The sequence below is a fragment of the Candidatus Mycobacterium methanotrophicum genome (assembly GCF_023515995.1).
Taxonomy (GTDB): domain Bacteria; phylum Actinomycetota; class Actinomycetes; order Mycobacteriales; family Mycobacteriaceae; genus Mycobacterium; species Mycobacterium methanotrophicum.
Genome location: NZ_CP097320.1, coordinates 4,284,567 through 4,310,857 on the forward strand (window position 1 = coordinate 4,284,567; position 26,291 = coordinate 4,310,857).

Genomic DNA, 26,291 nt, shown 5'->3' on the forward strand with positions numbered 1-26,291 from the left:
CTTGATGCCGCATTGCCCTTTCTGACAAACGCCGGTCCGACGCTCGAGGAGCGGCGCTCTATCATGGCCCGCATGCCAGATCTGAGTCGTCGCGCTGTGTTGCGCCTTGGCGCCGGCGGGGCGATCGGAGCTCTGGGCGCTTACACGCTGGACCGGTTGCCGGCACGACGGCGTCTCACGGCGCCGGTGACGATGGCAGGCACCGGCGTTCCGCTGGCGCCGCGGCCGCCGCTGGATCCGGCTCCTGCGGTCGCGGCCCCAACGATGGTGACCGGTTCTTTCGTGTCGGCGGCGCGCGGCGGGATCGCCACCGGTTGGGCGATTGCCCGGCCACCGGGTCAGACCAAAGCCCTACGACCGGTGATCGCATTGCACGGCAAGGGAAGTAGCGCCGCAACCGTCATGGACGGCGGCGTCGAACAGGGTCTGGCTCAGGCTGTCGGCGCCGGCCTGCCGCCATTCGCGGTGGTTGCCGTCGACGGCGGCGGAAGTTATTGGCACAATAGGGCTTCCGGCGAAGATTCGGGCGCCATGGTGGTGAACGAGCTCATCCCGATGCTCGACGCCAAGGGCCTCGACACCTCCCGGGTCGCGTTTCTGGGCTGGTCGATGGGCGGTTACGGCGCATTGTTACTCGGCGGCCGGCTCGGAGCTTCCCGCACCGCCGCGATCTGCGCGGTGAGCCCGGCGCTGTGGCTGTCATCCGGGGCGGCCGCGCCGGGCGCTTTCGACGGTCCCGACGATTTCGCCGCCAATTCGGTGTTCGGGATGCCCGCGCTGGCGTCCATCCCGATCCGTGTCGACTGCGGCAACAGCGACCCGTTCTACGGCGCGACAAAGCAATTCGTGGCCCAGCTGCCCCACCCGCCGGCGGGCGGGTTCTCACCCGGCGGACACGACGCGTCGTTCTGGAGCTCGCAGCTGCCCGCCGAATTGACCTGGATGGCACCGCTGCTCACCGCGTAAGCCACACTTCGCGCCGAAACCCACGTTTTGCAGCAGAAGTTCGAGAAGCCGTCTGCAAAACGTCGATTTGGGGGCGGGCGCCAGATGGTGGCGCTTCGGGCTGGCTCGTACGCTCAGACGGCAATCGTCTCAGCTACCGTAGCGGCAACGATATCGGCCCTCAGCCGGTCGGCATCGTCGCGCTTTTCGGGTTGAGGCTGGTCAGGTGTCCGCTCTCGACACCCGCGGAGGGGTCGAGTTCACAGTCCAGGATCGCCGGCCCCTTCGATGCCAGCGCCTCGGTCAATGCGGATTGCAGTTCGGCAGCAGTAGTGACGTGATAACCCCTGCCGCCGAACGCCTCGGCGATCAACTCGTGGCGCGCATGCCGGCTCAGTACGGTCGGCGCCGGGTCGGCGCCGGAAATCTCGTCACCCCGGTAGACGCCGCCGTTGTTGAGAATAACCACGGTGATCGGTAGCCGGTAGCGGCAGATAGTCTCGAATTCCATCCCGCTGAAGCCAAAGGCGCTGTCGCCCTCGATTGCCACCACCGGTTGGCCGGTTTCGACGGCGGCGGCGGCGGCGTAGCCCATGCCGATGCCCATCACGCCCCAGGTTCCGCTGTCGAGCCTGTGGCGCGGCCGTTGCATGTCGATCACGTTGCGGGCGATATCCAATGCGTTGGCGCCCTCGTTGACCAGATACACCTCCGGGTGTTGTTGCAGCACGTCGCGAACCGCACGCAGCGCATTGTGGAAGCGCATCGGGTGCGGATCCTCGGCCAGGCGCGCACGCATCGCGGCGTCGTTGTGCGCCCGACGCTCGGCGAGTTCACCGGTCCAGGCGGTCGGCGCGCCGATCGGATGAGCGTCGATGCGATCAAGGAGCGCCGACATCACCGAACCGACGTCGCCGGCCAGCGGTGCGGCGATCGGGCGGTTGCTGTCGAATTCGGATGCGGCAACGTCGATCTGGATGAACGTCGCGTCGGCTGACCAGGGCGGCGACGCGCCGTGACCCAGCAACCAGTTCAGCCGCGCCCCGACCAGCATGACGACGTCTGCTCGCGACAGCGCCAGCGAGCGTGCCGACGCAACTGACTGCGGGTGGGTATCGGGCAGCAGCCCTTTGGCCATCGACATCGGCAGATACGGAATGCCGGTGGCTTCGACGAACTTTCCGATCGCGTTGTCGGCCTGGGCGTATGCCGCGCCCTTGCCGAGCACGATCAGCGGCCGCGTCGCCTGAGCCAGTAATTCCAAAGCGCGGTCGACCGCCTCCGGCGCCGGCAATTGAGCCGGATCGGGGTCGACGACCCGCCAGATGGTGCTGGCCGCCGTCTGCGCCTCGACGGCCTGCGCGAGCACCGCACCCGGAATGTCGAGATACACGCCGCCGGGTCGTCCGGAGATCGCTGTGCGGATGGCGCGGGCGACACCCAGCCCGATGTCTTCCACCCGGGCGATCCGGTAGGCCGCCTTCACGAACGGCCGGGCCGCGGCGAGCTGATCGAGTTCTTCGTAGTCGCCGCGTTGCATGTCCACCAAGTGCCGTTCGCTGGATCCCGAAATCTGGATCATCGGCAAACAGTTCGTTGTGGCATTGGCCAGCGCTACCAGGCCGTTGAGAAAGCCGGGCGCCGAGACGGTCAAGCAGACGCCGGGCCGGCGGGTGAGGAACCCGGCGGCGGCCGCGGCGTTGCCGGCGGAGGTCTCATGGCGAAATCCGATGAACCGGATCCCCGATTTCTGCGCGATGCGTGCGAGGTCGGTGATCGGAATGCCGACAAGCCCGTAGATGGTATCGACGCCGTTGAGCTTGAGGGCGTCGACGAACACGTGGAAGCCGTCGGTCAGCTCGGGAAGTGCCGATTCGGTGCTCATAGGCTTCACTGTTACACGGCGTTCTATCGAGCGTGAGCGGACGCCTTTCGCACCTGGGAAGGAGCGTGGAGGATGACGGCCCACGACACGGCGTCGAGCCCGCGTATCGCCGATCTGGTCGCCGCGACGGCACGTCGCCATCCGGAGGCGAACGCGCTGGTCGTCACCGCCGACCGCGTTCCGATCACCTACCGCGACCTGGTGCGACTGGCCGACGATCTGGCCGGACAGCTGACCCACGGCGGGCCGTCGGCGGGCGACCGGGTGGGCCTGCGGGCTCAAAGCAGCGCCGAGTTCGTCGTCGGGCTGTTGGCGGCTTCGCGTGCGCAGCTGGTCGTCGTCCCGCTGGATCCCGCATTGCCGGTCGCCGACCAGCGTGCCCGGATGACGGCGGCGGGAGGGCGCGTCGTGTTGGTCGACGGAGACGCTCCGGGCGAAAGCGGGGCCCCGCCGCACTGGCCGACCTCGGTGACGATGAGCGGGGGCGCCATCACCGTTCGTGTCGACACCGCGGCGACGCCTTCCCCGGCGAGCGCCGGGCCGGACGGATTGCGGCCGGACGACGATGCGCTGATCATGTTCACCGGCGGCACCACCGGTGCCCCGAAAATGGTTCCCTGGACCCACCACAATGTCGCGACCTCGGTCGGCAACGTTGTCGCCAGCTACGGGCTTGGCCCCGATGACGCCACCGTCGCGGTGATGCCGCTGTTCCACGGGCATGGGCTGATTGCCGCGCTGCTGTCGACTCTGGCGTCGGGGGGCACTGTGCTGATTCCCGCTCGAGGACGGTTCTCCGCGCACACATTCGATGACGACCTGCGCGCCGCGCGCGCGACCTGGTTCACCGCGGTGCCGACGATCCACCAAATCTTGTTGAACCGCAACGAAACCGACGGCAGGCCGCAACAGGCCCGGCTGCGATTCATTCGCAGTTGCAGCGCGGCCCTGAACCCCGGAGCGGCCGAAGCACTGCAGACGACGTTCGGGGCACCGGTGGTATCCGCCTACGGCATGACAGAGGCCAGCCACCAGATCGCAAGCACCAGCGCGGGCGACACGATGGCGGTCGGCCTTGTGGGACAGCCGACGGGAGTCCATGTGCAGATCGTCGGCAACGACGGCCGCCCCTGCCCACCGGATGCCGTCGGGGAAATCTGGGTCCGCGGCCCCACCGTGGTGCGCGGATATCTCGCCAATCCGAATGCCACCGAAAAGACATTCACCGGCGGATGGCTGCACACCGGCGATTTGGGGGCCGTGTCGGAGGCCGGAGAGCTGATGCTGCGTGGCCGCATCAAAGAGCTCATCAATCGCGGCGGAGAGAAGATATCGCCGGAGCGAGTTGAGGGGGTGCTGGCCAGCCACCCGAACGTCTTGGAAGCGGCCGTCTTCGGTGTCCCAGACCAACTTTACGGCGAGACGGTCGGTGCGGCGGCGGTGCCCGATCGGTTGGCCCCGCCGACCACCGACGACCTCATCGGATTCTGCCGAGAGCGGCTCGCCGCCTTCGAAGTACCCGCCAGCATCGCGCTGACCGACGAGCTTCCGCACACCGCGAAAGGCTCGGTAGACCGCCGAGCGGTGGCCGAGCGGTTCGGGAAAGGTGATTGACCGGTGCAGTCCTTCGATTGGCGCCTGCCGTACGCCTGGCCGCGAAAGCCCTTGCTGGCCAGCAATGTCGTCTGCACAACTCAACCGCTTGCCGCCCAGGCGGGCCTTCGGATGCTCGCCGACGGCGGCAGCGCGGTCGACGCCGCCGTCGCCACCGCGATCGCCCTGACGGTGGTGGAACCGGTCTCCAACGGCATCGGGTCGGATGCCTTCGCCATCGTCTGGGATGGCCGACAACTGCACGGGTTGAACGCGTCGGGGCGTTCGCCTGCGGCGTGGACGCCAGAGTACTTCGGCGGCAACGGCGTTCCCGCGCTGGGCTGGAATTCGGTGACCGTGCCGGGTGCGGTGTCGGCGTGGGTCGAACTGCACGCCAAATTCGGCAAGCTTGCGTTCGACCGGCTCTTTGAACCCGCGATCTCCTATGGCCGCAACGGTTTCCTGGTCTCGCCGACGATCGCGGAGCAATGGGCCGTGCAGGTGCCGTTGTTCAAGTCTCAGCCCGGGTTCGCCGATACCTTCATGCCCGGCGGTCGGGCGCCGAAGCCGGGTGAGCTTGTCACTCTGCCTGACCATGCGGCGACGCTGGAAATTATCGCCGCAACCAACGGAGAGGCGTTCTATCGCGGGGAACTCGCGGCCAAGCTGACAGCGCACGCGACCGCCAATGGCGGCGTCATGCTTGCCGGCGATCTGGCCGCGCATCGCGCCGACTGGGTCGGCACGATCGACGGCGCCTATCGCGGGCACGCCGTCCACGAGATACCGCCCAACGGCCAGGGCATCGTCGCGTTGATCGCGCTGGGTGTCCTCGAGCAGTTCGATATGGCGTCCCTCCCCGTGGACTCCGCCGACAGCGTGCATCTGCAAATCGAAGCGGTAAAGCTCGCTTTCGCCGACGCGCAGGCCTATGTCGCGGACATCGAGCACATGCCGGTGGATCCGAAGCAGCTACTGGACAGGGAGTACCTGCGGCAACGCGCGACGTTGATCGATCGGGATCACGCGAAGCCGGCATCGGCCGGGACACCGCGCGGGGGCACCGTTTATCTCACCGCCGCCGACGCCTCAGGAGTGATGGTGTCGATGATCCAGTCGAACTACATGGGCTTCGGCTCCGGCGTGGTGGTACCCGGCACCGGGATCGCGCTGCAAAACCGCGGCGCGGATTTCGCTCTGGCACCGGGACATCCGAACCAGGTGGGGCCGAGCAAACGCCCGTACCACACCATCATCCCGGGTTTCGTGAGCAAAGACGGCGCGCCGGTGATGAGCTTCGGGGTGATGGGCGGCCCGATGCAGCCCCAGGGCCATGTGCAAGTGGTGACGCGCATCGTCGACCACGGCCAGAACCCGCAGGCGGCCTGCGATGGTCCACGCTTTCGCTGGGCGCAAGGCTTGCAGGTCCACTGCGAGACGGGTTTTCCGCCGTCAACACTCGACGAGCTTGCGCGGCGCGGCCATCAGTTGGTCACCACCGACGACTACAACCAGTTCGGCAGCTGCCAGGCGATCTGGCGACTCGACGACGGCTATCTCGCAGTGAGCGACCCGCGCCGCGACGGTCAGGCCGCGGGTTTCTGACTCCTGCGGTAGGGCTGCTGATCAACCTTTTCGGATAGGTCAGGGCTCGTCGCGGAAGAGTTCCTCGGGATGGTGGGCGTGGTTGACCTCGGGTGGGCGTGTGCCGTCGGGCCAACCAAGTCGCCCGCTGTCGGTGACTTCGGTGCGAAATTCGCCGCGGCTGGCCATGCCCCGGTGGCAGCCGCAGGCGAAGCACAGCTTGGACGGGTGAGTCGGCCCTAGCGGCCAGGGCACGGTGTGGTCGATGTCGGCGTGCTCGGCCGGTTGGTCGCAGCCGGGAAACCGGCAGGTCACATCCCGGCAGCGCACGAATTGGGCCAGCGCCGCCGAGGGGCGATACCCGGGCTCGGCATCGGTGGAGGGCAGCACCAGCGGCTTGATCGTGGCCGCCGCGGCGATCGTCAAGGTGCTCGACCAGCCCAAGACCCAGGTGTCGGTGCCGGGCAATGGCCGGTTCATCGCCATCGCGGCGCAGCTGTTGCCGGACCGGGGACGCCGCTGGCTCAACACGACGACGGGCAACGACACTGTGTTCCTCAACCTCAACACAGGCGTCCGCCGGGCATACGAAGACCGTGCGCAGCACGCGACGGGCGTCGAGCACAAGGATTGATCACCGCCCGCGCGGGGTGTACATAATCACGCCGACCCCGGCCAGGCACACCGCCGCACCGATGATGTCCCAGCGGTCCGGGCGAAACCCGTCCAGCGCCATGCCCCAAGCCAACGACCCGGCGACGAACACACCGCCGTAGGCGGCCAGAACGCGACCGAACTGGGGATCATCCTGGAAGGTGGCGATAAAGCCGTAGGCGCCCAACGCGATCACGCCGAAGCCGGCCCAGATCCATCCGCGATGCTCGCGCACGCCTTGCCAGACCAACCAGGCGCCGCCGATCTCGAACAGCGCAGCCGTCGCAAACAGCAGGATCGATTTGGCGATACTCACGCTATCAGACCGACGCGCTTAGCATTCTGATTGTTTGAGACTCATTGCCCTGAAAGGGCGTTCCATCCGGCCGCAGCAGATCATGAAACCATACTTTGGGAACCGCCGCGTACGGGTGATCCCATGAGTCCCACGGAAAATAAGTCTGGGTCTTTCCGGCGACCAGGCCCCAGTTGATCGCACCAATGTTGTGTCGCTTGGCAATTGGTAAGATGCTCTGGATAGTGCTGCCCATCGGCCGCGCCATGTACTCGGTGCACAGGATCGGCCGTCCCTGCGGGGCGAGCTCGGCGATTCGCGACTCGAAGGTCGCCGGTTCGGCATAGGAGTGGAAGGTGAGCACGTCTGAGTTGGCAAGCTGAACGCCGGCAATTGTGCTGCGGCTTGCGGGATCTGCCCATTCGCCATCCCACACACCACTGGTCAGCGGTTGACGGGGGTCAACGGAACGTGCCCACGCGAACACCTGCGGCAGCAGGTCAGCGACACGCTCTAGTTTGTCGGCCCGCTCGACGTTGCGATACTGCTTGGCCGGATTGTCCGGTTCATTCCACAGGTCCCAGGCCAAAACACGGTCGTCGTTGCGGAATTGGGTCATAACGCCCGTCACATAGTCCTGCAGCGTGCGGGTGTAGCGACGGTCATCGATCCGCTCAGCGCCGGGGCTTTGCACCCACCCGGAGTTGTGCACCCCTGGCGTCGGCGCACGCTGGCGACCGGGTCTGGGCATCGGGTCCCAACAGGAGTCGAACAGTACGAACAGCGGTTTGATGCGGTGCCGCGCCGCGACGCCGACAAACTGCGCGAGGCGTGCTTGGAAGCCCCGGGGATCCTGCGCCCACAGCTGATCGTGGAGGAAGACCCGCACCGTATTGAGCCCGTGGAACCGGGCCCAGCCCAACTCCGTGTCGATGCGCCGCGGGTCGTAGGTACCGGGCTGAAACATCTCGAACTGATTGATGGCGTTGGAAGTAATGAAGTTGGCGCCGACCGGCCAACCCTGCGCTTGGTACCAACTGTTGGCACGGTCGGGTGACCACCGATAGGACTCCGCAGAGGCACGGGGCGGGTCCGCCGACGCGCGCGGTGACTGAGCCAAAACCGCTCCGGCCGCCAACACCAGCGGTAGCTTCAGAACCGTACGGCGGTACACAAAATGACGATAAGTTGCCTAAGGCGCCGTTCCCGGTATTCGTCCAGCGCGTCGCGCTACTTTGTTACGCAACGATCTCGTTGCGGGAATTGTTATCTCGTCGATACCTTGGACACGTAGCGTGTTGTCGTCGGGTGCCACCCGCGCGGTGTTACATTCCCGCGCCGACGGCAAGCAGCCGCTCCATGGTTAGCGCCCGGGCACCCGCCAGCATCGAAGTTTGTCCGGACGTGGCGATCATCGCCCAGCGTCCCGCGGCTTCGATGAATTCTGGCTGTTCTGCCCCAGCTGCCCCTTGAGCTCGGCGATCTCAGCCCGAAGCTCCTCGACCATCACCCGCAGTGCGGCGTTCTCGGCTCGCAGCGCAGCGATGTCAGCGATGAACTCCTCATCTGACCGCCGCCGACCATCAGGCACCCCACCATGATTGGCGGTCAGCCGCGAAGGTCAACGCGACAACGAGGTAACGCCGTAGCGTTTGACGGTAGTAATCAACAGAGCAGAATGCTGTGAGGATATTGAGGTTTTCAGCGCAATGCCTGATCGAGATCAGCTATTAGATCATCGGTGCTTTCCAGCCCAACCGAAATTCGAACTACCCCGTCTCCCAGCCCGATAGCGGCGCGCCCTTCGGGTCCCATCGCCCGGTGGGTAGTGGTCGCTGGATGGGTGACAAGGGATTTCGCGTCGCCTAGATTGTTGGAGATGCTGATCAGCTGCAGCTTGTCCAGCAACTCAAAAGCCCGTTGCTTGGCCGCACTGTCGGGGACGTCAAGTTCGAAAGTCACCACGGTGCCGCCGCCTGACATCTGTCGCTTGGCCAGGTCGTGCTGTGGATGCGACGCCAGAAACGGGTAACGCACCCACTCCACCGCTTCGTGCGCCTCCAGGTATTCGGCAATCCGCTGCGCCGAGGCATTCTGGTAGTCGACCCGGATCACCAACGTTTCGAGGCCTTTGAGCATGACCCAGGCGTTGAAGGCGCTCATCGCCGGCCCGGTGTGCCGCATCAGCTTTTGTACTGGGCCATCGATGTATTCTTTGTCGCCGAGAATCGCCCCGCCCAGCGTTCGGCCTTGGCCGTCAATGTGTTTGGTACCAGAGTAGACCACCACGTCGACACCCAGCGGAAAGCCGTGCTGCAGTAGTGGAATCGCAAAGACGTTGTCAAGCACGACCTTTGCCCCGGCCGCATGGGACAGTTCGGTGACCGCGGCGATGTCGACCAGCGACTGCATCGGGTTAGAAGGCGTCTCGAAGAACACCGCCTGGGTGGGGACCGAAAGCGCCTTCTCCCACTGGGATAGGTCGTCGCCGTCGACAAAGACGGTCTCGATTCCCCAGCGCGGCAAGATCTCATTGCACACAACGAAACACGAGCCGAACAGGCTGCGCGCGGCGACCAGCCGATCGCCGGCGCCCAGCAGCGCGCCCAGCGAAGTGAAGACCGCCGCCATCCCGCTCGCGGTCGCGAAGGCCGCCGGTGCGTCCTCGATCAACCGCAAACGTTCCTCAAACATGGTGACCGTGGGGTTGCCGTAGCGCGAGTAGACGTAGCGATCTATCTCGCCGGTGAAGGCTTGCTCCGCGGCGGCGGCGGACTCGTAAACATAGCCGGACGCCAAGTACATTGCTTCAGCGGTCTCTTCGAACTGCGACCGCATAATGCCGCCGCGCACCCCAATGGTGGCCTGGCTGACACCGTCGGGCAGCGGCTCGGTCGCGCGGACCGAACGCGGCTCGTCGCCGGCGCTCACTCTGCGCCGCTGCTCCGCATCGCTGCGTCCCCCTTGCCCCTGTGGGGCCGGGGGGCGCCCCCCATTGCATCGTCGTCGCCGCGGCTCACCCGCGTGAGTGTCGCATACCCGAGTGGAAGGCTGGCTACCAGAGCCTGCGCAATGCTGCCGACACTTCCCGGGCGCGGCTCCGCGCGGTGCCCACCTCCTTGGCGGTAACGATGGCCACGCCCAATGGGCGCCGCTCTTCGGGTTCGTGGCGGCCGAACACCCGCGCGTCGCTTTCCGCCGTCCGCAGCGCATCGGCCAGCACGCCTAGCGCTTTCGAGCTCGCGGTGCCGGACCCGTCAACGCCGGCGTAGATGACCTCCGCAGCGCCCGGCGAAATCATGATGGTGTCGCAAGGCAGGCCGAGGATTGCCCGGGCTTGCAGTTCGAATTCCGAAAGCCGCTGGGTGCGCAACGTGACCAGGCCGCTCTCGAACGGCCGAGCTGTGACATCGCTGAAGTACACCTCGTCGCCTCGGATCATCAATTCCACGCCGAACACGCCACGCCCACCCAACGACTTGACGATTCGGGCGGCGATCGACTTGGCAGCGTCCAACGCGGCGTCGCTGAGCTCTTGCGGCTGCCAGGATTCCTGGACGTCACCGATGGCCTCGCCATGCCCGATCGGAGCGCAGAACTCGACGGTCGGACCCGTGGGCCCGATGCTGCGCACCGCCAGAAGGGTGAGATTGAAGTCGATCTCGACGAGGGTCTCGGCCAGCACTCGGTTGTGGGCCAGCCGACCGCCGGCCGATACCGCACGCTGCCAGGCCGGCTCGATGTCCGCCGGTAGCAACACCACCGACTGCCCTGCACCCGCCGCGGCGGCCACCGGCTGTACGCGCAGCGGGTAGCCCGCGTGGTCGGCCACCGCGCGCAGCTCATCGAGTGATCCCGCGAACCAGAACGGGGCGGTAGGCAGGCCGAGCTCGTCGGCGGCCAGCCGGCGCAGCCCCTCCCGGTCGGCGGTGAGTCGGGCGCAGTGGGCGGTCGGGAAAACCTCGGCGAAGCCGGTTTCGGCGGCGGACGTCAACGCGTCGGCGGCGACGGCGTCGGATGCGGTCACTACGAAGTTCGGCTGAAGCCGTCCGATTGTCGCGGCCAGCTCGTCGGAGTCGGTCATGTCGACCACCAGCGACTGGTCGGCGACACCGTGCGCCGGAGCGTCGGCATACCGCTCCACCGCAATCACCTCAGCGCCGAGCCGCTGAAAGGCGAGCGCCAGCTCACGGCTGAACTCTCCCGACCCCAGCAACATCACCTTGGTCCGGTGGGCCGCGTCGGGGTCGGGCTGGGGTTCCGGAGTCGACTCGTCGTGCGTCACGCTGATCAAGGATAGGGTGCGCGGATCGCGCGGGGCGAATCATTACTTGCGTGATGTAAGGACTTGTGGCCGGTGTTGATGTCGCTGATGTCGTGGGGCGATCGCTACCTCGCGCCGGACGGTCCTCCCCTGCTCCCGTTGCATCGCAACTGCGGAGGTCGCCTCATCCCGCAACTCACCTGCGTTGACTGCGGCGCCAGCTTGGGAGCCGGCGAGGTGGAACTGACGGCCGGCCCGAGCGCTGCCCTGGACAACCGACACGACCGACGTCTATATCGCGTCATGCAAGTGACCGTGGACGTGCTCCGGCAGCGACTACGGGAGGAAGTGGCCAGGTTTCAGCGCAGCTGGATTTGTTGAGCTGAGACCCTGAGCGCCGCCTTGCCCGGCATTCTGACCGCACCGCGGCGGCCGAGCGGCTCCTGAGCGAAGTAATCGACGACGATCTAGCAGCCAACTCTTGTACGTTGCGCGCCATGATTAATAATCGACGACCTCGATGCGGCAAGTCGGCCCGTGCGCGCGTGCAAGCCGCGCGTCCAGCGTCAGCAGCGTCGCATCGAACGCTTCCGCTAATGCGACATAGAACGCATCCCATCCCCTTACCGAGTCGCGCAGGTGCCACGCTCGCTCCAGCAGCCAGCGGTGCCCGAATCGTTCGCCGGGCCAGTCCCGCAGGTCGGCTAGCGCCTGTCCGGCGGCCGTACCGTCCAGCCGCCCGCGCAGATGCTGGGCGCGAATAACGCCCATCACCTCGACATCGATCACGTGCGGCGCTACCTGCTCGACATCGCTGGCCAGGCGGGCCGCGATCTCACCCGCCCGCCGGGTGTCTGCGACGACCCCGAAAAGGCACGACGCGTCAACGACCAGCATCTGGCCACTCACCGCGCCACTCGTCCAGCGTCGCCAGCACCTCGGCAGTCCGATATCGCGGAGGGCCGCCGCCCGGTGCGCGCCAGCCACTGCGCGACCGACGGCCGCGCCGCCAACCGAGCCGCCTCCCGCCGCAGCAACTCCGGCACCGTGATCCCCTCTTCCCCGGCGCGACGCACCAGAGCGGCATACACCGCGTCGTCGATATCGCGGATTTGCACCGTCTTAGGCATATGTGCATCGTGCCATGCATGTCTGCATGGCACGCGGCGCTTAGGGCTGCCCGGGCAGCAACCGGATCATCAGGCCATTGGCTTCGGCCAGCAGGTGATCGCCATCGAGCAGTTCGCCGCGAACAAATGCCTTGCGGCCCTCGGTCGCGGCGACGTGTCCGCGGACTACCAACGGGGTGTCGATTGGCGTGATTTTCCGGTAGTCGACGTGCAGGAACGCGGTTCGGCTGATCGGCCGACCGGCGGCATGCACCGCCATCCCGAAGACGTGGTCGAACAGCAGCGGCAGCACACCGCCGTGCACGGCGCCGTTGCCGCCCACGTGAAAACGACTGAAATGGCCTCGCATTTCGACGCCGTCGACGTCAAACTTGCTCATCGTCCAGGGCGGCAACAGCAGGCTGCCCATTCCCGGCAATTGCGGCGACCGGCCGGCCGGACCCTGCCCTTCGGGCGCATGAAACGGCGCCAGCAGTGCTGATAGCGCGTCGGCGCGGTCGGCGGCCTCCTCCCAGACCTCGTCGCTGGGGTCGGCGGACACCGCCAGATCCTGCAACCCGCGCATGGCAGTGACGAATCGGCCGAAGCCCGGTCCCGGGCTTGCGGCGCCGTATTCCGGAAAGCCACCGTGATGTTCGTAGTCGGGGTCGAGTTGTTGTGGGCTCGGCGAAGAATCGGTCACGGGCGAGCCGCCAGGACGTCGCGCCGAACGACGGTCTGATCACGGCCCGGCCCGACACCGATACACGAAACGCGCGCTCCGGCAAGATCTTCGAGCCGCTGCACATAGTCACGTGCCTTGGCGGGCAGGTCCTCGAAGGTCCGAGCGGTGGAGATGTCTTCCCACCATCCCGGCAGCTCTTCGTAGATGGGTTCGGCACGGCCCAAATCGCTTTGGGTCATTGGCATCTCGTGAATGCGTTTGCCATCGACCGTGTAGCCGACGCACACCGGGACGGTTTCCAGGCTGGACAACACGTCGAGCTTGGTCAGGAAGTAGTCGGTGATGCCGTTGACCCTGGTCGCGTAGCGGGCGATGACGGCGTCGAACCAGCCGCAGCGGCGACGGCGCCCGGTGGTGACGCCGAACTCACCGCCGGTTTTGGACAGGTATTCGCCGTTCTCGTCGGACAATTCGGTGGGGAATGGCCCAGAGCCAACCCGGGTGGTGTAGGCCTTGAGGATTCCCAACACGGTGGTGATCCGGGTGGGCCCGATGCCGGAGCCGACGGCCGCGCCGCCTGCGGTCGGATTGGATGACGTCACATAGGGATACGTGCCGTGGTCGACGTCCAGCAGGGTGCCCTGCGAGCCTTCCAGCAGCACGGTGTCGCCGGCCTCCAGCGCGGTGTTGAGTAGCAGCCGGGTGTCGGCGATGCGGTGCTGGAAAGTCTGGGCTTGTTCGAGCAGAACCTCGACCAGGTGCGCCGGCTCGAGTGCCTTGCGGTTGTAGATCTTGACCAGGATCTGATTCTTCAGTTCCAGTGCTGCCTCGACCTTGTGGGCCAGCACTTCAGGATCGAGCACATCAGCGACGCGGATCCCGATACGGGCGATCTTGTCCTGGTAGCAGGGTCCGATGCCGCGGCCGGTGGTGCCGATCTTCTTGCTGCCCATGTAGCGCTCGGTCACCTTGTCGATGGCCACATGGTAGGGCATCAGCAGATGCGCGTCGGCTGAGATCAGCAACCTCGAGGTGTCGACGCCGCGGTCCTCGAGGCGCTTGAGCTCGTCGAGCAGGACGCCGGGATCGACCACCACACCGTTGCCGATGACGTTGGTGACGCCGGGGGTGAGCACACCCGACGGGATGAGGTGCAAGGCGAAGTTCTCGCCGGTGGGCAACACCACAGTGTGGCCGGCGTTGTTGCCGCCCTGGTAACGCACGACCCACTGCACGCGGCCGCCGAGGAGGTCGGTGGCCTTGCCCTTGCCCTCGTCGCCCCATTGGGCGCCGATTAGGACGATTGCCGGCATGGCGCTGGATTTCTCCCATCCCACTGGTATCTGCCGCTTATTGTGGTCCAGCCGGTGACCCACATTAGACGACGGGTTTGCGAGGAGGCCGTGAACGACCCCGATATCGCGGTGCTGATGTTCGGCGAGCATCGTCTACCGCGGACTTTGCGCGGATTGCAGGTCGCCGACGCCGGCGAAATCGATGCGGCGGCTCACCGGCACCGGCGGCTGATCGTGGTTGGCTCGGATGCGGACTTGGCCGCGGTACTGACCCGCTTATTGCGCACTGAGATGCTCGACGTCGAGGTGGGCTTCATATCGCGACGCCGCTCACCGGCTACTCGGGCCTACCGGATACCGGCGGGCCTGCGGGGTGTCAGCCGGGCGCGGCGCGGTTCAGCGCGGCGAGTGCCGCTGATCCGCGACGAGACCGCGACGGCAATCGTGGGAGCAGCTCACTGGCGGCCACCCGACGGCGCGCAACTGCTGCACGGCGAGGCCGTCGTCGACGATGTCGTGCTCTTCGACGGCGACGTCGCCGGAGTACGGATCGAGCCCACCGCGGGGCTGCCCGGGCTGCGGGCACGGGTGCGAGGCGACCGGTCGCGCCGCTGGCTGACCGGGCGGGCCGCACAGCTGGGCACCACCGGCGCCGTCGTGGTTCGCGACGGGATCCCGGCCCCTCGGGCGGCGCGCCGGTCGACGTTCTATCGGCATACCGAGGGCTGGCTGCTGGTCGGGTAGCTTCGTGACGTGAACATGCCTGTGCACCAATCGGTGCGACCCAGCCCGATCTTCCTGGCCATCGTCGCCGTGACGGTGTGCGGCGGCGTGCTGGCGTGGTGGGACGGCGCCGATGTGGGCGCGCTGGCATATGCCGGGGTGTTCATCTTCGTGATTGCGGGCTGGGTGGTGTCGCTGTGTCTGCACGAGTTCGGTCACGCGTTTACCGCGTGGCGATTCGGCGATCGTGATACCGCCGTGCGGGGTTATCTGGACCTCGATCCGCGGCGCTACAGCCACCCGCTGCTCTCGCTGGGTTTACCCATCCTGATCACTGCGATCGGCGGCATCGGCCTGCCCGGCGCCGCCGTCTATCTGCGGACGTCGTTCATGAGCCCCGCTCGGCGGACCCTGGTGAGCCTGGCCGGGCCGGCGGCCAACCTGCTGCTGGCGGTGGCGCTGTTGGCGTCCACCCGGTGGTATTTCGACCCGAACCACCCGGTGCTGTGGGCCGGGGTGGCCTTCCTGGGTTTCCTGCAGGTCACCGCGGTACTGCTGAACCTGCTGCCGATCCCAGGCCTGGACGGCTACAACGCGCTGGAACCCCATCTGAGCCCGGAAACCCAGCGGGCGCTGGAGCCATTCAAGCCGTACGGCTGGATGATTCTGCTGCTCATCTTGTTTGCGCCACTGCTGAACCAGTGGTTTTTCGGGATGGCCTTCTGGTTCTACGAGTTGTCCGGCGTGCCCGGGATGCTCGCGAATGCCGGCATGGAACTGACCCGGTTCTGGCACGGCGCGTTCCCCGGGATCTGAGGCAACACCGCGCCGAGATCGACGTCAGCGCGAAAAATCGCCGCGAAAAATGCACTGACGTCGATCTCGATTCAGGCGCCTTGCGACCACCGCGCTGGTGACCGGCTCGATGGCTCTGCTGGCCGACGCGGGCCATGTCCTGACCGACGTGGCGGCGGCATTCGTGGGCCTGTGGCTCTGGTGCTGGCCCGGCGCGGCAGCTCGTCACCCGGCCCCGCACCTACGGTTGGCATCGCGCCGAGGTGTTTACCGCCGTGGTCAACGCCGTCCCGCTGGTCGGGGTGGCGACGATCATGCTCCGCGAGGCGATCGGCCGGATCGGCCATGCGCCGGAAGTGCCTGGGATTCCGATGATCGTCGTGGCGCTGGCCGGGCTGGCCACGGGTGTTCGGGGGCATGACCGACGTCCACGATCTGCACGTCTGGACGCTGGTGCCCGGCAAGGACATGGTGACCGCGCATTTGGCCGGTGACGGTGACTCGGCGCGGGTACTCGGCACGGCCCGAGCCGTCCTCGCCACGCACCGATTGGGCCGTCACCATCCAGATGGAGCCGCCGGGGGTTGTCGGAGAGTGCTGGGGAGGTTGCTGAGCCGGCTCAGCTGAGCCCGAGGGCAGCGCGGGCCGCCGGGTCGCAATCGTCAAGCACGTCCAGGCACCGGGTCTGCTCGTCGGTTTCGCCGATGGCGTCGGCCGCCCTCGCCAGCGCGGCCACGCACCGCAGAAAACCGCGGTTGGGCTCGTGGGAGTACGGCACCGGCCCGAATCCTTTCCAGCCGTTGCGCCGCAGCTGGTCCAGACCGCGGTGGTAGCCGGTGCGGGCGTAGGCGTAGGCGGTGATCGCCTTGTCGTCGGCGAGCGCTTCCTCGGCCAGCGCCGCCCAGGCCACCGAGGCCGACGGGTGTGCGGCGGCGACGACGGCCGGGTTCTCGTTGGCCCGCATTTGGGCCTCGGCGTCGGAATCGGCGGGCAGCAGGATTGGATCCGGTCCGAGAAGATCACGCATGGGCGTCATGGGGGTTATTGTGCCGTGCGATGCCGCCGCACCCAACCGGGTGCCGAGTCGCCAGCGCAGTGTCGGAGGGTCGGATTGATACCGCCGCCAGCGCGCCGGGTTCGATCACATGACACGTGACGGTGATCAGCGGTCCGACATGCCGTCGACGGTTGTCGGTAGGTGGGTGGGATGCTCACGGGTGAGATGAGCAGGCACACCACGTTCAGGTTCTGCCTCGACCCGACGGCCGAGCACCAGCAGGTGCCGCCCCGGCATGCCGGGGCGGCCCGGTTCGCGTTCAATCAGTGCCTGCAGATGGTGAAAGGCGCACTCACTCAACGCAAGACCGATCCGAACGTCGATGTGTTGTGGACGGGATTTGATCTGATCAACGCGTTCATCGTTCAACGCCTGGAAGAAATCCGAGGAAGCGGGCCGGACGTTTACCGTCGACACCGCTGGCAGCGTTGGGGTGGTGACCGAACTGCCGTGGCGGGCCGACGTGTGCCAGCAGGTCTTCGAAGAAGCCGCCGTCGACTGCGGCGCATGCTCGCTAAGGGCAGGGCCAAGATTCTCTTCGCCGCACTAAGCCGCCAGGCGGGGCGGTGGTGGGTGCCGTTACATGTGGAGGCCGCCGACCTGCACCCCAGCTACCGGCACACTCCGCGCGATCCTTCAGACGAGGGCGGCTGGGTCGGCGTTGATCGGGGTTTGTCGACGTTCGCAGTCGCCGCCGACGCTGACGGCAACGAAGTTGCTCGCATCACCGATGCCCCTAAGGCGTTGGCCGCGGGAATGAAACGTCAACGACGGCTGGCGAGATCGTTGTCTCGCAAGCAAAGCGGATCCCGTAAACGCCGTTACGCCGCAGCCAGGTTGAGGCGCCATCACTATCACGTCGCTAACGTGCGCCGCCATTGTCTCCACCAGGTTTCCAGCGCGCTGGTCAAGGCCCACGACCGGCTCGTGATCGAAACCCTGAACGTGACCGGGATGCTGGCTAACCGTCGCCTCGCTCGAGCTATTTCCGATGCGAGCTGGGCGGAGTTCTCCCAACTGCTGGCATACGAACAGGCCTGGCGCGGTGGAGAACTCGTCGCTGCCGATCGGTGGTATCCGTCGAGCAAACTCTGCGCGGCCTGCGGTTCTATCGGTGGCGATCTGACGCTGGCCGACCGAGTGCTTGCCTGCAGCTGCCGATATTCCCTCGACCGCGACACCAATGCAGCGATCAATCTGACCCGCTGGGGCCAGGCCCACCATGGTCTACACATCGATCCCCGGACCCACAAGCAACGGGCCGGGCTAACAACGCCCGCCGACGGGACGGCGCTGACCAGCACCCCATGTGTGCCGGTGAAACCAGCCCGAAAGAAGCGGGAACCGACGCTCACACCGCACCAGCGGCCTGAACCGAGGACGCCCGAGAGGGGCGGCGCCCAACACTCGTTAGAGTTGTTGGACACGCTTTAAGCTGCAATACGTATTTCGACAGCGAAGAGGACAGCAGCGCTTATGCCGAATCCCTCAGGGCCTGACCGCGACGACACGTCGGATGCGCCGGGGTTCGATCCAGACGCCGTCGATCGACGTGCCGCGACCGACCCGGCGGAATCCGAGGATGACCCAACCGAACAGGTCGCCACTCCCGACGACGATGCCGTCGAGAACTACCGGGCGGATCCCGCCACCGAGGTGATGGCCAAGGCGGAGCGCGAGCAGGAGGCGGCCAAACAGCGCGATGTGCTGGGCGAGCGCCGCTTCACCGCCCCGGGGTTCGACGCCAAGGAGACGGCGATCATCCATACCGCTACCGAGCCCGCGACCGAGATCTTCGATACGCGCCATCCGCCGTCCGGACCAATCGACGGACCGCCGAGAACGGCGGTGCCGCAGCTGATTCCGCCTCGGCTGGGCGCCAAGTTGCGGCCGTCGTCCCAACGCAGCTGGGGTTGGGTGCTGGCGCTGATCCTGATCATCCTGGCGTTGGCGGCCGTCGCGGTGCTGGGCACCGTGCTGCTGACCCGCCACCCCGCAAAGCCAAAGGCGTCACAAGAAGACCGCGTCCGCAGCACGATCCAAAGTTTCGACGTCGCGATGCAGAACGGCGATTTGTCCACGTTGCGCGGCATCACGTGCGGCAACATGCGCGACGACTACGTCAGCTACGACCAGCGCGAATGGGACGACACCTTCCGTCGGGTCGCGGCGGCCAAGCAGTATCCGGTGGTCGCCGACATCGACCAAGTGGTGGTCAACGGAAACCACGCCGAGGCCAACGTGACCGCGTTCATGGCCTATGCCCCGCAGGTCCGCTCGACCCGCAGCTTCGACCTGCAGTACCGCGACAATCAGTGGAAGATCTGCGAGTCCAGCACCGGTTGAGTCAGGCCGAGCTGATTGCCGGCCTCCTGCTCATCGCGCTACGCGTCCCCCTCGCCGCTGCGCGGCTGGGGGCACCCCCACTGCATCATCTACCCGGCGGACACAGACTTGCCGGCGCAGTGCAGGTCGTTGCAGGCCTCGATGACCCGCTCGGTCATGCCCGCTTCGGCCTTCTTCAAATAGCTGCGCGGGTCGTAGGCCTTCTTGCTGCCCACCTCGCCGTCGACCTTGAGCACGCCGTCGTAGTTGGTGAACATGTGAGCGGCGATCGGGCGGGTGAACGCGTACTGGGTGTCGGTGTCAACGTTCATCTTCACCACGCCGTACCCCAGCGCCTCCTCGATCTCCGACTTCAGTGATCCCGAACCGCCGTGGAACACGAAGTCGAACGGCTTGGATCCGTCGGGCAGCCCGAGCTTGGCTGACGCTACCTTCTGGCCCTGGGCAAGGATGTCCGGGCGGAGCCTGACGTTGCCGGGCTTGTAGACGCCGTGCACGTTGCCGAACGTCGCGGCCAGCAGATACTTGCCGTGCTCGCCGTGGCCGAGCGCTTCGACGGTCTTCTCGAAGTCATCAGGCGTGGTGTAGAGCTTGTCGTTGATCTCGTGGGCGACGCCGTCTTCCTCGCCGCCGACCACGCCGATCTCAATCTCCAGGACAATCTTGGCGGCGGCGGCCTGCTTGAGCAGCTCCTGGGCGATCACCAGGTTCTCGTCGATCGGCACCGCAGAGCCGTCCCACATGTGCGCCTGGAACAACGGATTCTTGCCGGCGGCGACGCGTTTGGCCGAGATCGCCAGCAGCGGCCGCACGTAGGTGTCCAGCTTGTCCTTTGGGCAGTGGTCGGTGTGCAGGGCGACATTGATCGGATACTTGCCGGCGACACTACGGGTGAATTCGGCCAGCGCGACCGCACCGGCGACCATGTTTTTGACCCCGAGCCCCGAACCGAACTCCGCGCCCCCGGTGGAGAACTGGATGATGCCGTCGCTGCCGGCGTCGGCAAAGCCTTTGAGCGCCGCGTTGATGGTCTCCGAGGACGTGCAGTTGATGGCCGGGAAGGCAAACGAGTTCTCCTTGGCGCGTTGCAGCATCTCGGTGTAGACCTCTGGCGTTGCGATGGGCATGGACCTTCCTTCCTGACGTGTCGGACAAGTGTCGCAACAACTGATCGTCGTTAGCAGCCCGGCCGGGCTTGACCGGTATCTTAGAGCACCGTGAACACCGCCTTGGAGACCACTTCAGTGGCCATGCCCAATTTGCTCGACCCGATGTACTGGTTGGGCGCCAGCGGCGTGTTCGGGCACGCGGTGCTGCCGGGCATCCTGCTCATCGTCTTCGTGGAAACCGGTTTGCTGTTTCCGCTGCTGCCTGGTGAGTCGCTGCTGTTCACCGGTGGATTGCTGGCCGCCAGCGCGCACCCGCCGGTCAGCATTGAGGTGTTGGCCAGCTGTGTGGCGGTGGTCGCGGTGCTCGGCGATCAGACCGGGTATTTCATCGGGCGGCGGATTGGCCCGGCCTTGTTCAAGAAGGAGGACTCGCGCTTCGTCAAGCAGCACCATGTGACGGAGTCGCACGCGTTCTTCGAGAAATACGGGCCGATGGCTATCATCATGGCCCGGTTCATGCCGTTCATTCGCACGTTCACTCCGGTGGTCGCCGGGGTGTCCTACATGCGCTATCCGGTGTTCCTCGCATTCGACATCGTCGGCGGCGTCGCCTGGGGTGCGGGTGCCACGCTGATGGGCTACTTCTTGGGCAACAACGAATTCGTGCACGACAACCTGGAAAAGATCATCCTGGCCATCTTGTTCGTGTCGATGATTCCCGCTTTTTATTCGGCCGCGCGGGTTTACCGGAACCGCCGCCGCGAACGTCGCCAGGAGCAGGAACGCCTGCCGGTGCCTGACTAGCCCATTTGAAGTCCTCACGAGCCGACGCCCGACACTATGCAACGCGTACGCGTAATCCGGCGAGATGTGACGAATGATGGCTTTTAGAGCGGTCTTCGGACTGTCTTAGGCACCTCCTGGCCCGGGAAGTCGCAGTAGTAGCCGGGCGCCGCCTAGCGGGCTGTCCTCCAGTACGGCTTTACCGCCGTGTAGTTCTGCCTGTTGGGCCACCAACGCTAGCCCGAGGCCCGAGCCTGAATGTGATGCCTTAGCTCCACGGGTGAAGCGTTCGAACATCGCGGCGCGTTCCTCTTCGGGGACACCGGTGCCGTTGTCGTCGACGGCGATTTCGACGCCGGCGCGGGAGGTAGCCGCTGACAGTTGAACGTGGGTGGCCCGGCCGTGTTTGACGGCGTTGGCGATGGCGTTGTCGACCACTAATCGAAGGCCGGTAGGTAGGCCCAGCATCAATACGGTTGGCGACGGTAGCAGGGTCACGGTCAGGTCGGGGTAGATCCGCTTGGCGTCGTGAGCGGCGCGGTCGAGAAGCTCGGTGATATCGAGGGGTACGTGGTCGTCTGAGGTGCTTAATTCGCCCTGTGCGAGGCGTTCGAGGGCCGTGAGCGTGGCTTCGATGCGGCTCTGGGTGCGCATGGTGTCTTCTGTGACCTCTTTGCGCTGTTCAGCAGGTAATTCGAGGGTGTGCAGCACTTCCAGGTTGGTGCGCATGGCGGTGAGCGGGGTGCGCAGTTCGTGGGAGGCGACGGCGGCGAAGTCCCGGGCCGATTCTAGTGCGGCTTTAGTGCGTTGCTGCTCGGTGCCGATGCGGGCGAGCATGCCTTCGACCGCTTCGGCGATTTCCACGGCCTCCCAAACCCCGTGCACCTGAACCTCTTCGGGGTTGGATTGAGCGTTGATGGCGCGGGCATGCTGGGCAAGTCGGCGGAATGGGTTGATCATGATTGACCACATCAGCCAGCCGACGATGAACGTGCCGATGATGAACCCGCCGCAGATCAACAGCACCCGCAGGTGCAGTTGGTTGATAGCGCGGCGCGCTTCCGCGACTGGCGCGCCGACGGCGATGGAGGCTCGGCCCGCAGCGAAGGTGTGGACCCGATATTCAACGCCATTGAGGATGGCGGTGGTATAGCCGTTGCCGAACTTCGGCAAGACGATATCTTTGGGATCCGACACGGTCGTGCCGCCCATTCGGACGGTACGTGCGATGCCCTCCGGCAGGGGCTGATCGGCGCTGCCGCGTCCTGCGCTGCCTAGCAGCGTGCCGACATCGCCCAGGGTGCTCACCGAGTCCAGCTGCCGATCTAGCTGGCTGTATTGGTTGTTGGTGATGCCGACCCACACCCAGGCCCCGATAAAGAGGACCACGGCGACTACCGATAGCGCGGCGACGATGACGATGGTGCGCAGCGATGCCACCGGTGTCGGCACTCGCAGCAGTCGGTAGAGGCGGTTGGTAAGCGTCATCTATCGGCCCGTTGCAAGTGAGTGATCTTTAGCAATCACGCAGTGGTGCCCCTGTGGAATCCCGTTGCGCTGCAGAGGCATCTGGGGCGGTTCGTCACGCTCGACGATCGCGACCATCTCGTAGAAGCCCGGTAACACACGGGCGGCCAAGCGACCGGCCATTCCGGCCCGAGAACAACAGCCTTGTGGGCGGGCTGGGTCATCTGTCCCTGCGTCACGTTTGGTAGCCGTCAGCTGACGCGGATCGGTGTATCGCCAAGCCGATCTGTGCTGTTACCCACAGGGGTTCTTGCGGGTTTGCGAACCTCCATGGAGCAGTACCGTACCGGAAAGTGAAGACAAATAGATTTGGATCAGCCGCGGCGGCGTTTGGCGGGTGGTGGGTCCCGCCTCTATACAGGGGACAGACCGGTATATAGGGGACAGACCGGGCAAGTGATCGACACGCGCCCAGCACGGATGACATCGACCTGATCGTGACCTTTGACGACACGAACGCGGGAATCTACGCCTTCAAGTACCAGGAGTTGAAGCCGGTCAAGGCAACCGCCGTATTGCGGCCACGTGATGTGATGGCGGCCCGTGGGGGTACGGGTCGGCGATGATCGCCGCGTCATTCAAATCAAAGTGCGTTCGCGTCATCTCGTTGCTCCGATCGCGGTCATCAAGGTGGCAACCCATTGCCCGATGAACCGGTCCTCGTCGATGCCCAGCGGGGGATCGCGGTAAATAGCCGTTGCGATCCAATAGTTTTCGATCGCACCGAGCCAGATCGCGGTGATCGCCTGGAAGTCGCGTTCAGATGAATCGCCATCTGGTGCTTTGTCCTCGAGCCACTTGGCCAGAAAATGTTGCGACCTTGCGAACAACCGGTCCCGGGCATCTGCCATCATATTCGGGAACCGGTCGCTGTCTTTGGCCATCACCCGGATCAGGTCGCGCCAGGTGGTCATCAGCACCAGTGAACCCCGGGCCACCAGCGTCAGCTCGGCCTCCAGATTGCCCAGTGACAGCATCGGCGCAAGAGTGAAGCTCGCATCCGCCGTCTGGATGGCGCGCTCGACGGCGGTGGCCATGACCTGTTCCTTCGACCCGAAATGGGTGTATAGCGCGCCCGAGTGCGGGGACAGGCCAGCTGCTTCTTCGATCGACGCAATCGACGTGCCGGCATAACCACGCTCGGCGAACAGGCGCAGCGCCTCGTCGAGGATCCGATCGCGGGTACTGTCGGCCACCGGCCTCCAATGTCGTCTGGGCCGGTCTGATCATCCATGCGGCGCAACCACATTGCGAAATTCGTCAGCGTGCTCCCCCACTTCGACGGATACACAATCCCGTGCGGACGATGCCCGTCGAACAGATGGACCGTGTCTCGGACCCACGTAGCGATACCAGTGGTCAGGCCCTTGAACTCCTCCGAGGAACTCGTCAGCTCACTGAGGGTGAGTTGGCCAACCCCGCACTCCGCCAACACGGTTGGCCCTAACTGTTCCGACACCACCGATATCGAGTCGGCCCCACAGATGTCAACAAACCAACCATCGCGGGGCAGGCGCAGCTCGTAGAGAGACCGGATCTGTCTCCACGCCTGCGGAATTGACCGATATGGCATCGCTCCATGCCCTGGCAACTCTCGCGCGATCTGCTCGGCGAGGGTGGGCGCGTCATCGGCCTCCACATCGTCGAACAACTCGGCCAGCGGAGTGCGCGGCGGATCAGGCCGAATGTACTCCAGCACTTCGATGAAAGCCCCTACCGCCGTGGAGCACCCGTAGACCGTGCGCCCAGGTGTGTCCCATCGCGACCAGCCCTCGACCGGATCCTGGCCCGGGACGCGCGGTGGCGGATTGAGCGCCCCGTACTGCGTGCGCGCCACCCGAAAGATGGTCTGGCCGGAGCTGGCCACAAGGTTCAGGCCCGTCGCAGCGCAGATGGTCGACGACCCCATGACCACCTTTCCTCAACCCGGCGAACTGGCCGAGTATAGAGAAACAGGTGGGTCAGGAGTGGTAGGTGTCGCTGATGAACGCCTTCGCGGCTCGGTACACATCCCTCTTCCCTCGCCCAGCACACGCATTAGCACTCGCGTCCTACGAGTGCTAATTATGGCCGTTCGGGTGGCTCTGCGCTGGTCGGATCATCTCGGGTGAGAGCATGAAATATGTGGTATTGTCCATAGGTTATATCTGTCGCAAAATCTAGATTGATCAGCGAGCAAGGAGGTGATGACCATGCTGGGGTTTGAGCCGCTGTTCCGTGACCTTGACCGACTTACCCAGCAGCTGCGGGGGAATCCGGTTGGTACCGCCACCCGTCCGGCGTTGATGCCGATGGATGTCTGGCGCGAAGACGACACGTTCCTCGTGGAGCTCGACTTGCCGGGCATCAACCCCGACTCGATTGACGTGGCCGTCGACCAGGGCGTGCTGACTGTGCGTGCTGAGCGCCCGTACGCAGGCGACGAGGGCCATGACTGGGTGACCGCGGAACGTCCGCACGGGGTGTTCAGCCGGCAGTTGTTCCTCGGTGACCAGCTGGACACCGACCACATCGGTGCCGACTACACCGACGGGGTGTTGCGGCTGACGGTTCCGGTGGCCAAGGCGTCCAAGCCGCGCAAGATCGCGATTACGACCGGCGTTGAGCAAAAGGCCATCGCGTGAGCTGCGGGGGTGGTGTCTAGGAACAGGCGAGAGGAGGTGATCAGCCATGAACGAATATCCGCGTCGGCCTCGCGAGGCGCGCCGCGTCGGCGCGCGGATTCTCGATACAGCCGAGGGAGTCCTGGTCGCCTTACGGCGCTACCGGGTCGACCAAGCATTCGTGGAGCTGATGGACACGGCCAAGCGACGCGGCATTAATCCGATCGCCCTGGCGGATGCGCTGGTCGCCATGGCCGAAGACCAGCTCTGCCAGGACGTCGAGGATGCTGCCGCCGCAGTGGCGCTTGCCACCTGGGGCCACCTGTTTGGTGTTGGTGGGCGCGATGGCGCACCGGCAGAACAGCTTCATGGCCTTCCCGCCGAGAATGCCTAACCGTTGTGGCCGGGGCGCGCGTGCTACTTCGGGTCGTGATCATCCTCGGGGACGGGCACGACGATTGCTTGATCGATCACGTCGGCTTCGTTGGCGTCCCGATCACAAAGTGCGTCGACGTGGGTTGTGTCCAGCCCGGCTTCATCGCCAGCATCGATAACAAGGCGCTGTTCCATCGCTTCCGCCTCAGGTGCTTCGTCGGGTAGAACGATGTTCTCGACGTTCTTCATGATCGGAACCCCTCCCTTCGTTCTTCCCGGCGGCACTGTGATCGACCGCCGGTTTGCGGTCGGCCTTCAGTTTGGCGTTAAGCAGCTTCAAGGCGGTGTAGCCGGCTTGCAGCTGGCTACTTTTGGTCTCTAGGTCCAGAATCTGCGCAATCCCGGCGAGGTTGACGCCTTGGTCGACCAGTTCGGTGATCCGCTGCAGGCGCTGCAGATCGTTGTCGCTGTAGCGACGGGTGCTCCCAGCGGTGCGAGCCGGGGTCAGCAGTCCGCGGCGCTCATAGAGCCGCAACGTCTGTGGCGCGCTCCCGGAAAGCTCGGCGACCACCGCAATTCCGTATACACCACGCGCCGACCGAGGTGCTGTCAAATCGTCGGTCAACGGCTTCCCCTTCGGAAAAATATCCAACTGCTACTTGCG

Annotated in this window: 26 protein-coding genes and 4 pseudogenes; 12 read left to right on the forward strand and 18 right to left on the reverse strand. The window is 65.6% G+C overall.

The window, feature by feature from the left end; translation table 11 throughout:
- Window positions 1-60: 60 nt before the first annotated feature.
- A complete protein-coding gene (locus M5I08_RS22405; RefSeq protein ID WP_219067953.1) occupies window positions 61-966 on the forward strand; it encodes an alpha/beta hydrolase-fold protein in 906 nt (301 codons plus the stop codon).
- Between the two features lie 160 nt (window positions 967-1,126).
- On the opposite strand, the gene oxc is transcribed toward M5I08_RS22405, so the two are convergent.
- Window positions 1,127-2,830 (reverse strand): oxalyl-CoA decarboxylase, encoded by a 1,704-nt coding sequence (gene oxc, locus M5I08_RS22410; RefSeq protein ID WP_219067907.1) that lies wholly within the window; start codon window positions 2,828-2,830, stop codon window positions 1,127-1,129.
- Between the two features lie 72 nt (window positions 2,831-2,902).
- On the opposite strand from oxc, the gene M5I08_RS22415 reads away from it, so the two are divergent.
- Together M5I08_RS22415 and M5I08_RS22420 are read left to right on the forward strand one after the other, a co-directional pair.
- Window positions 2,903-4,444: a FadD7 family fatty acid--CoA ligase gene (locus M5I08_RS22415; protein WP_219067906.1), complete on the forward strand. Its 1,542-nt coding sequence runs from the start codon at window positions 2,903-2,905 to the stop codon at window positions 4,442-4,444.
- Between the two features lie 3 nt (window positions 4,445-4,447).
- A complete protein-coding gene (locus M5I08_RS22420) occupies window positions 4,448-6,028 on the forward strand; it encodes a gamma-glutamyltransferase family protein (protein ID WP_249762965.1) in 1,581 nt (526 codons plus the stop codon).
- Window positions 6,029-6,219: 191 nt separating this feature from the next.
- Here the strand turns inward: M5I08_RS22420 and M5I08_RS22425 are convergent.
- Window positions 6,220-6,379, reverse strand: a pseudogene (locus tag M5I08_RS22425) (HNH endonuclease signature motif containing protein); the annotation flags it as partial.
- Between the two features lie 4 nt (window positions 6,380-6,383).
- Here M5I08_RS22425 and M5I08_RS22430 point away from each other — a divergent pair.
- Window positions 6,384-6,641, forward strand: coding sequence for an SDR family oxidoreductase (locus M5I08_RS22430; protein ID WP_370328533.1), 258 nt, complete (start codon window positions 6,384-6,386; stop codon window positions 6,639-6,641).
- On the opposite strand, the gene M5I08_RS22435 is transcribed toward M5I08_RS22430, so the two are convergent.
- The 9 genes and pseudogenes from M5I08_RS22435 to M5I08_RS22475 all read right to left on the reverse strand — a co-directional run bounded on the left by M5I08_RS22435 (window position 6,642) and on the right by M5I08_RS22475 (window position 14,327).
- Complete coding sequence (locus M5I08_RS22435) at window positions 6,642-6,977, reverse strand: YnfA family protein (protein WP_219069365.1); 336 nt, start codon at window positions 6,975-6,977, stop codon at window positions 6,642-6,644.
- Between the two features lie 4 nt (window positions 6,978-6,981).
- Window positions 6,982-8,130, reverse strand: coding sequence for a cellulase family glycosylhydrolase (locus M5I08_RS22440; RefSeq protein ID WP_219069363.1), 1,149 nt, complete (start codon window positions 8,128-8,130; stop codon window positions 6,982-6,984).
- A 255-nt stretch (window positions 8,131-8,385) separates the two neighbouring features.
- Window positions 8,386-8,502 (reverse strand): annotated as a pseudogene (locus M5I08_RS22445) (DUF6444 domain-containing protein); the annotation flags it as partial.
- 155 nt (window positions 8,503-8,657) lie between these two features.
- On the reverse strand, window positions 8,658-9,887 hold the full coding sequence (locus tag M5I08_RS22450) for an O-succinylhomoserine sulfhydrylase (RefSeq protein WP_219069362.1): 1,230 nt from the start codon (window positions 9,885-9,887) through the stop codon (window positions 8,658-8,660).
- A gap of 124 nt (window positions 9,888-10,011) precedes the next feature.
- Window positions 10,012-11,175 carry a formate-dependent phosphoribosylglycinamide formyltransferase gene (gene purT, locus M5I08_RS22455; RefSeq protein WP_219069377.1) on the reverse strand — a complete coding sequence of 388 codons (1,164 nt, stop codon included), beginning with the start codon at window positions 11,173-11,175 and terminating at the stop codon, window positions 10,012-10,014.
- 546 nt (window positions 11,176-11,721) lie between these two features.
- Window positions 11,722-12,129, reverse strand: coding sequence for a type II toxin-antitoxin system VapC family toxin (locus tag M5I08_RS22460; RefSeq protein ID WP_249762966.1), 408 nt, complete (start codon window positions 12,127-12,129; stop codon window positions 11,722-11,724).
- Window positions 12,126-12,350, reverse strand: coding sequence for a hypothetical protein (locus M5I08_RS22465; protein ID WP_219069359.1), 225 nt, complete (start codon window positions 12,348-12,350; stop codon window positions 12,126-12,128). The genes M5I08_RS22460 and M5I08_RS22465 overlap by 4 nt, the downstream gene beginning before the upstream one ends.
- Window positions 12,351-12,390: 40 nt before the next feature.
- On the reverse strand, window positions 12,391-13,032 hold the full coding sequence (locus tag M5I08_RS22470) for a PaaI family thioesterase (RefSeq protein WP_219069357.1): 642 nt from the start codon (window positions 13,030-13,032) through the stop codon (window positions 12,391-12,393).
- Window positions 13,029-14,327: an adenylosuccinate synthase gene (locus M5I08_RS22475; RefSeq protein WP_219069355.1), complete on the reverse strand. Its 1,299-nt coding sequence runs from the start codon at window positions 14,325-14,327 to the stop codon at window positions 13,029-13,031. The genes M5I08_RS22470 and M5I08_RS22475 overlap by 4 nt, the downstream gene beginning before the upstream one ends.
- 117 nt (window positions 14,328-14,444) lie before the next feature.
- Here M5I08_RS22475 and M5I08_RS22480 point away from each other — a divergent pair, with 117 nt between their 5' ends.
- The 3 genes and pseudogenes from M5I08_RS22480 (at window position 14,445) to M5I08_RS22490 (ending at window position 16,440) form a co-directional block, all read left to right on the forward strand.
- Window positions 14,445-15,053 carry a peptidase M50 gene (locus tag M5I08_RS22480; RefSeq protein WP_219069373.1) on the forward strand — a complete coding sequence of 203 codons (609 nt, stop codon included), beginning with the start codon at window positions 14,445-14,447 and terminating at the stop codon, window positions 15,051-15,053.
- A gap of 15 nt (window positions 15,054-15,068) precedes the next feature.
- Entirely contained in the window at window positions 15,069-15,848 is a 780-nt protein-coding gene (locus M5I08_RS22485; protein WP_219069371.1) for a site-2 protease family protein, read from the forward strand.
- Between the two features lie 94 nt (window positions 15,849-15,942).
- Window positions 15,943-16,440, forward strand: a pseudogene (locus M5I08_RS22490) (cation efflux transmembrane domain-containing protein).
- Window positions 16,441-16,446: 6 nt separating this feature from the next.
- On the opposite strand, the gene M5I08_RS22495 reads toward M5I08_RS22490, so the two are convergent.
- Window positions 16,447-16,863: a DUF3151 domain-containing protein gene (locus M5I08_RS22495; protein WP_219069353.1), complete on the reverse strand. Its 417-nt coding sequence runs from the start codon at window positions 16,861-16,863 to the stop codon at window positions 16,447-16,449.
- A 171-nt stretch (window positions 16,864-17,034) separates the two neighbouring features.
- Here M5I08_RS22495 and M5I08_RS22500 point away from each other — a divergent pair, with 171 nt between their 5' ends.
- Complete coding sequence (locus M5I08_RS22500; RefSeq protein WP_219069351.1) at window positions 17,035-18,318, forward strand: RNA-guided endonuclease InsQ/TnpB family protein; 1,284 nt, start codon at window positions 17,035-17,037, stop codon at window positions 18,316-18,318.
- A 42-nt stretch (window positions 18,319-18,360) separates the two neighbouring features.
- The gene (locus M5I08_RS22505; RefSeq protein ID WP_219069349.1) at window positions 18,361-19,230 is read left to right on the forward strand and encodes an Rv0361 family membrane protein; all 870 of its coding nucleotides are present in this window, start codon (window positions 18,361-18,363) and stop codon (window positions 19,228-19,230) included.
- A gap of 89 nt (window positions 19,231-19,319) precedes the next feature.
- Here the strand turns inward: M5I08_RS22505 and fbaA are convergent, their stop codons facing one another.
- Entirely contained in the window at window positions 19,320-20,357 is a 1,038-nt protein-coding gene (gene fbaA / locus M5I08_RS22510; RefSeq protein WP_219069347.1) for a class II fructose-bisphosphate aldolase, read from the reverse strand.
- 123 nt (window positions 20,358-20,480) lie between these two features.
- On the opposite strand from fbaA, the gene M5I08_RS22515 reads away from it, so the two are divergent.
- A complete protein-coding gene (locus tag M5I08_RS22515) occupies window positions 20,481-21,143 on the forward strand; it encodes a DedA family protein (RefSeq protein WP_219069369.1) in 663 nt (220 codons plus the stop codon).
- 105 nt (window positions 21,144-21,248) lie between these two features.
- Here M5I08_RS22515 and M5I08_RS22520 read toward each other — a convergent pair whose 3' ends face one another.
- The 3 genes and pseudogenes from M5I08_RS22520 to M5I08_RS22530 all read right to left on the reverse strand — a co-directional run.
- Window positions 21,249-22,610: a sensor histidine kinase gene (locus tag M5I08_RS22520; RefSeq protein WP_219069345.1), complete on the reverse strand. Its 1,362-nt coding sequence runs from the start codon at window positions 22,608-22,610 to the stop codon at window positions 21,249-21,251.
- 638 nt (window positions 22,611-23,248) lie between these two features.
- On the reverse strand, window positions 23,249-23,686 hold the full coding sequence (locus M5I08_RS22525) for a hypothetical protein (RefSeq protein ID WP_249763463.1): 438 nt from the start codon (window positions 23,684-23,686) through the stop codon (window positions 23,249-23,251).
- A 57-nt stretch (window positions 23,687-23,743) separates the two neighbouring features.
- Window positions 23,744-23,845: pseudogene (locus M5I08_RS22530) on the reverse strand (TetR family transcriptional regulator); the annotation flags it as partial.
- 996 nt (window positions 23,846-24,841) lie between these two features.
- On the opposite strand from M5I08_RS22530, the gene M5I08_RS22535 reads away from it, so the two are divergent.
- Both M5I08_RS22535 and M5I08_RS22540 read left to right on the forward strand, forming a co-directional pair.
- Window positions 24,842-25,273: an Hsp20/alpha crystallin family protein gene (locus M5I08_RS22535; RefSeq protein ID WP_219069341.1), complete on the forward strand. Its 432-nt coding sequence runs from the start codon at window positions 24,842-24,844 to the stop codon at window positions 25,271-25,273.
- 46 nt (window positions 25,274-25,319) lie between these two features.
- Entirely contained in the window at window positions 25,320-25,646 is a 327-nt protein-coding gene (locus M5I08_RS22540; RefSeq protein WP_219069340.1) for a hypothetical protein, read from the forward strand.
- Between the two features lie 23 nt (window positions 25,647-25,669).
- Here the strand turns inward: M5I08_RS22540 and M5I08_RS22545 are convergent, their stop codons facing one another.
- Both M5I08_RS22545 and M5I08_RS22550 read right to left on the reverse strand, forming a co-directional pair.
- Window positions 25,670-25,876, reverse strand: a complete 207-nt coding sequence (locus tag M5I08_RS22545; RefSeq protein WP_219069338.1) for an Rv3202a family protein — start codon at window positions 25,874-25,876, stop codon at window positions 25,670-25,672.
- The gene (locus tag M5I08_RS22550) at window positions 25,833-26,252 is read right to left on the reverse strand and encodes a MerR family transcriptional regulator (protein ID WP_219069336.1); all 420 of its coding nucleotides are present in this window, start codon (window positions 26,250-26,252) and stop codon (window positions 25,833-25,835) included. Before M5I08_RS22550 ends, M5I08_RS22545 begins: the two co-directional genes overlap by 44 nt.
- Window positions 26,253-26,291: the final 39 nt, after the last annotated feature.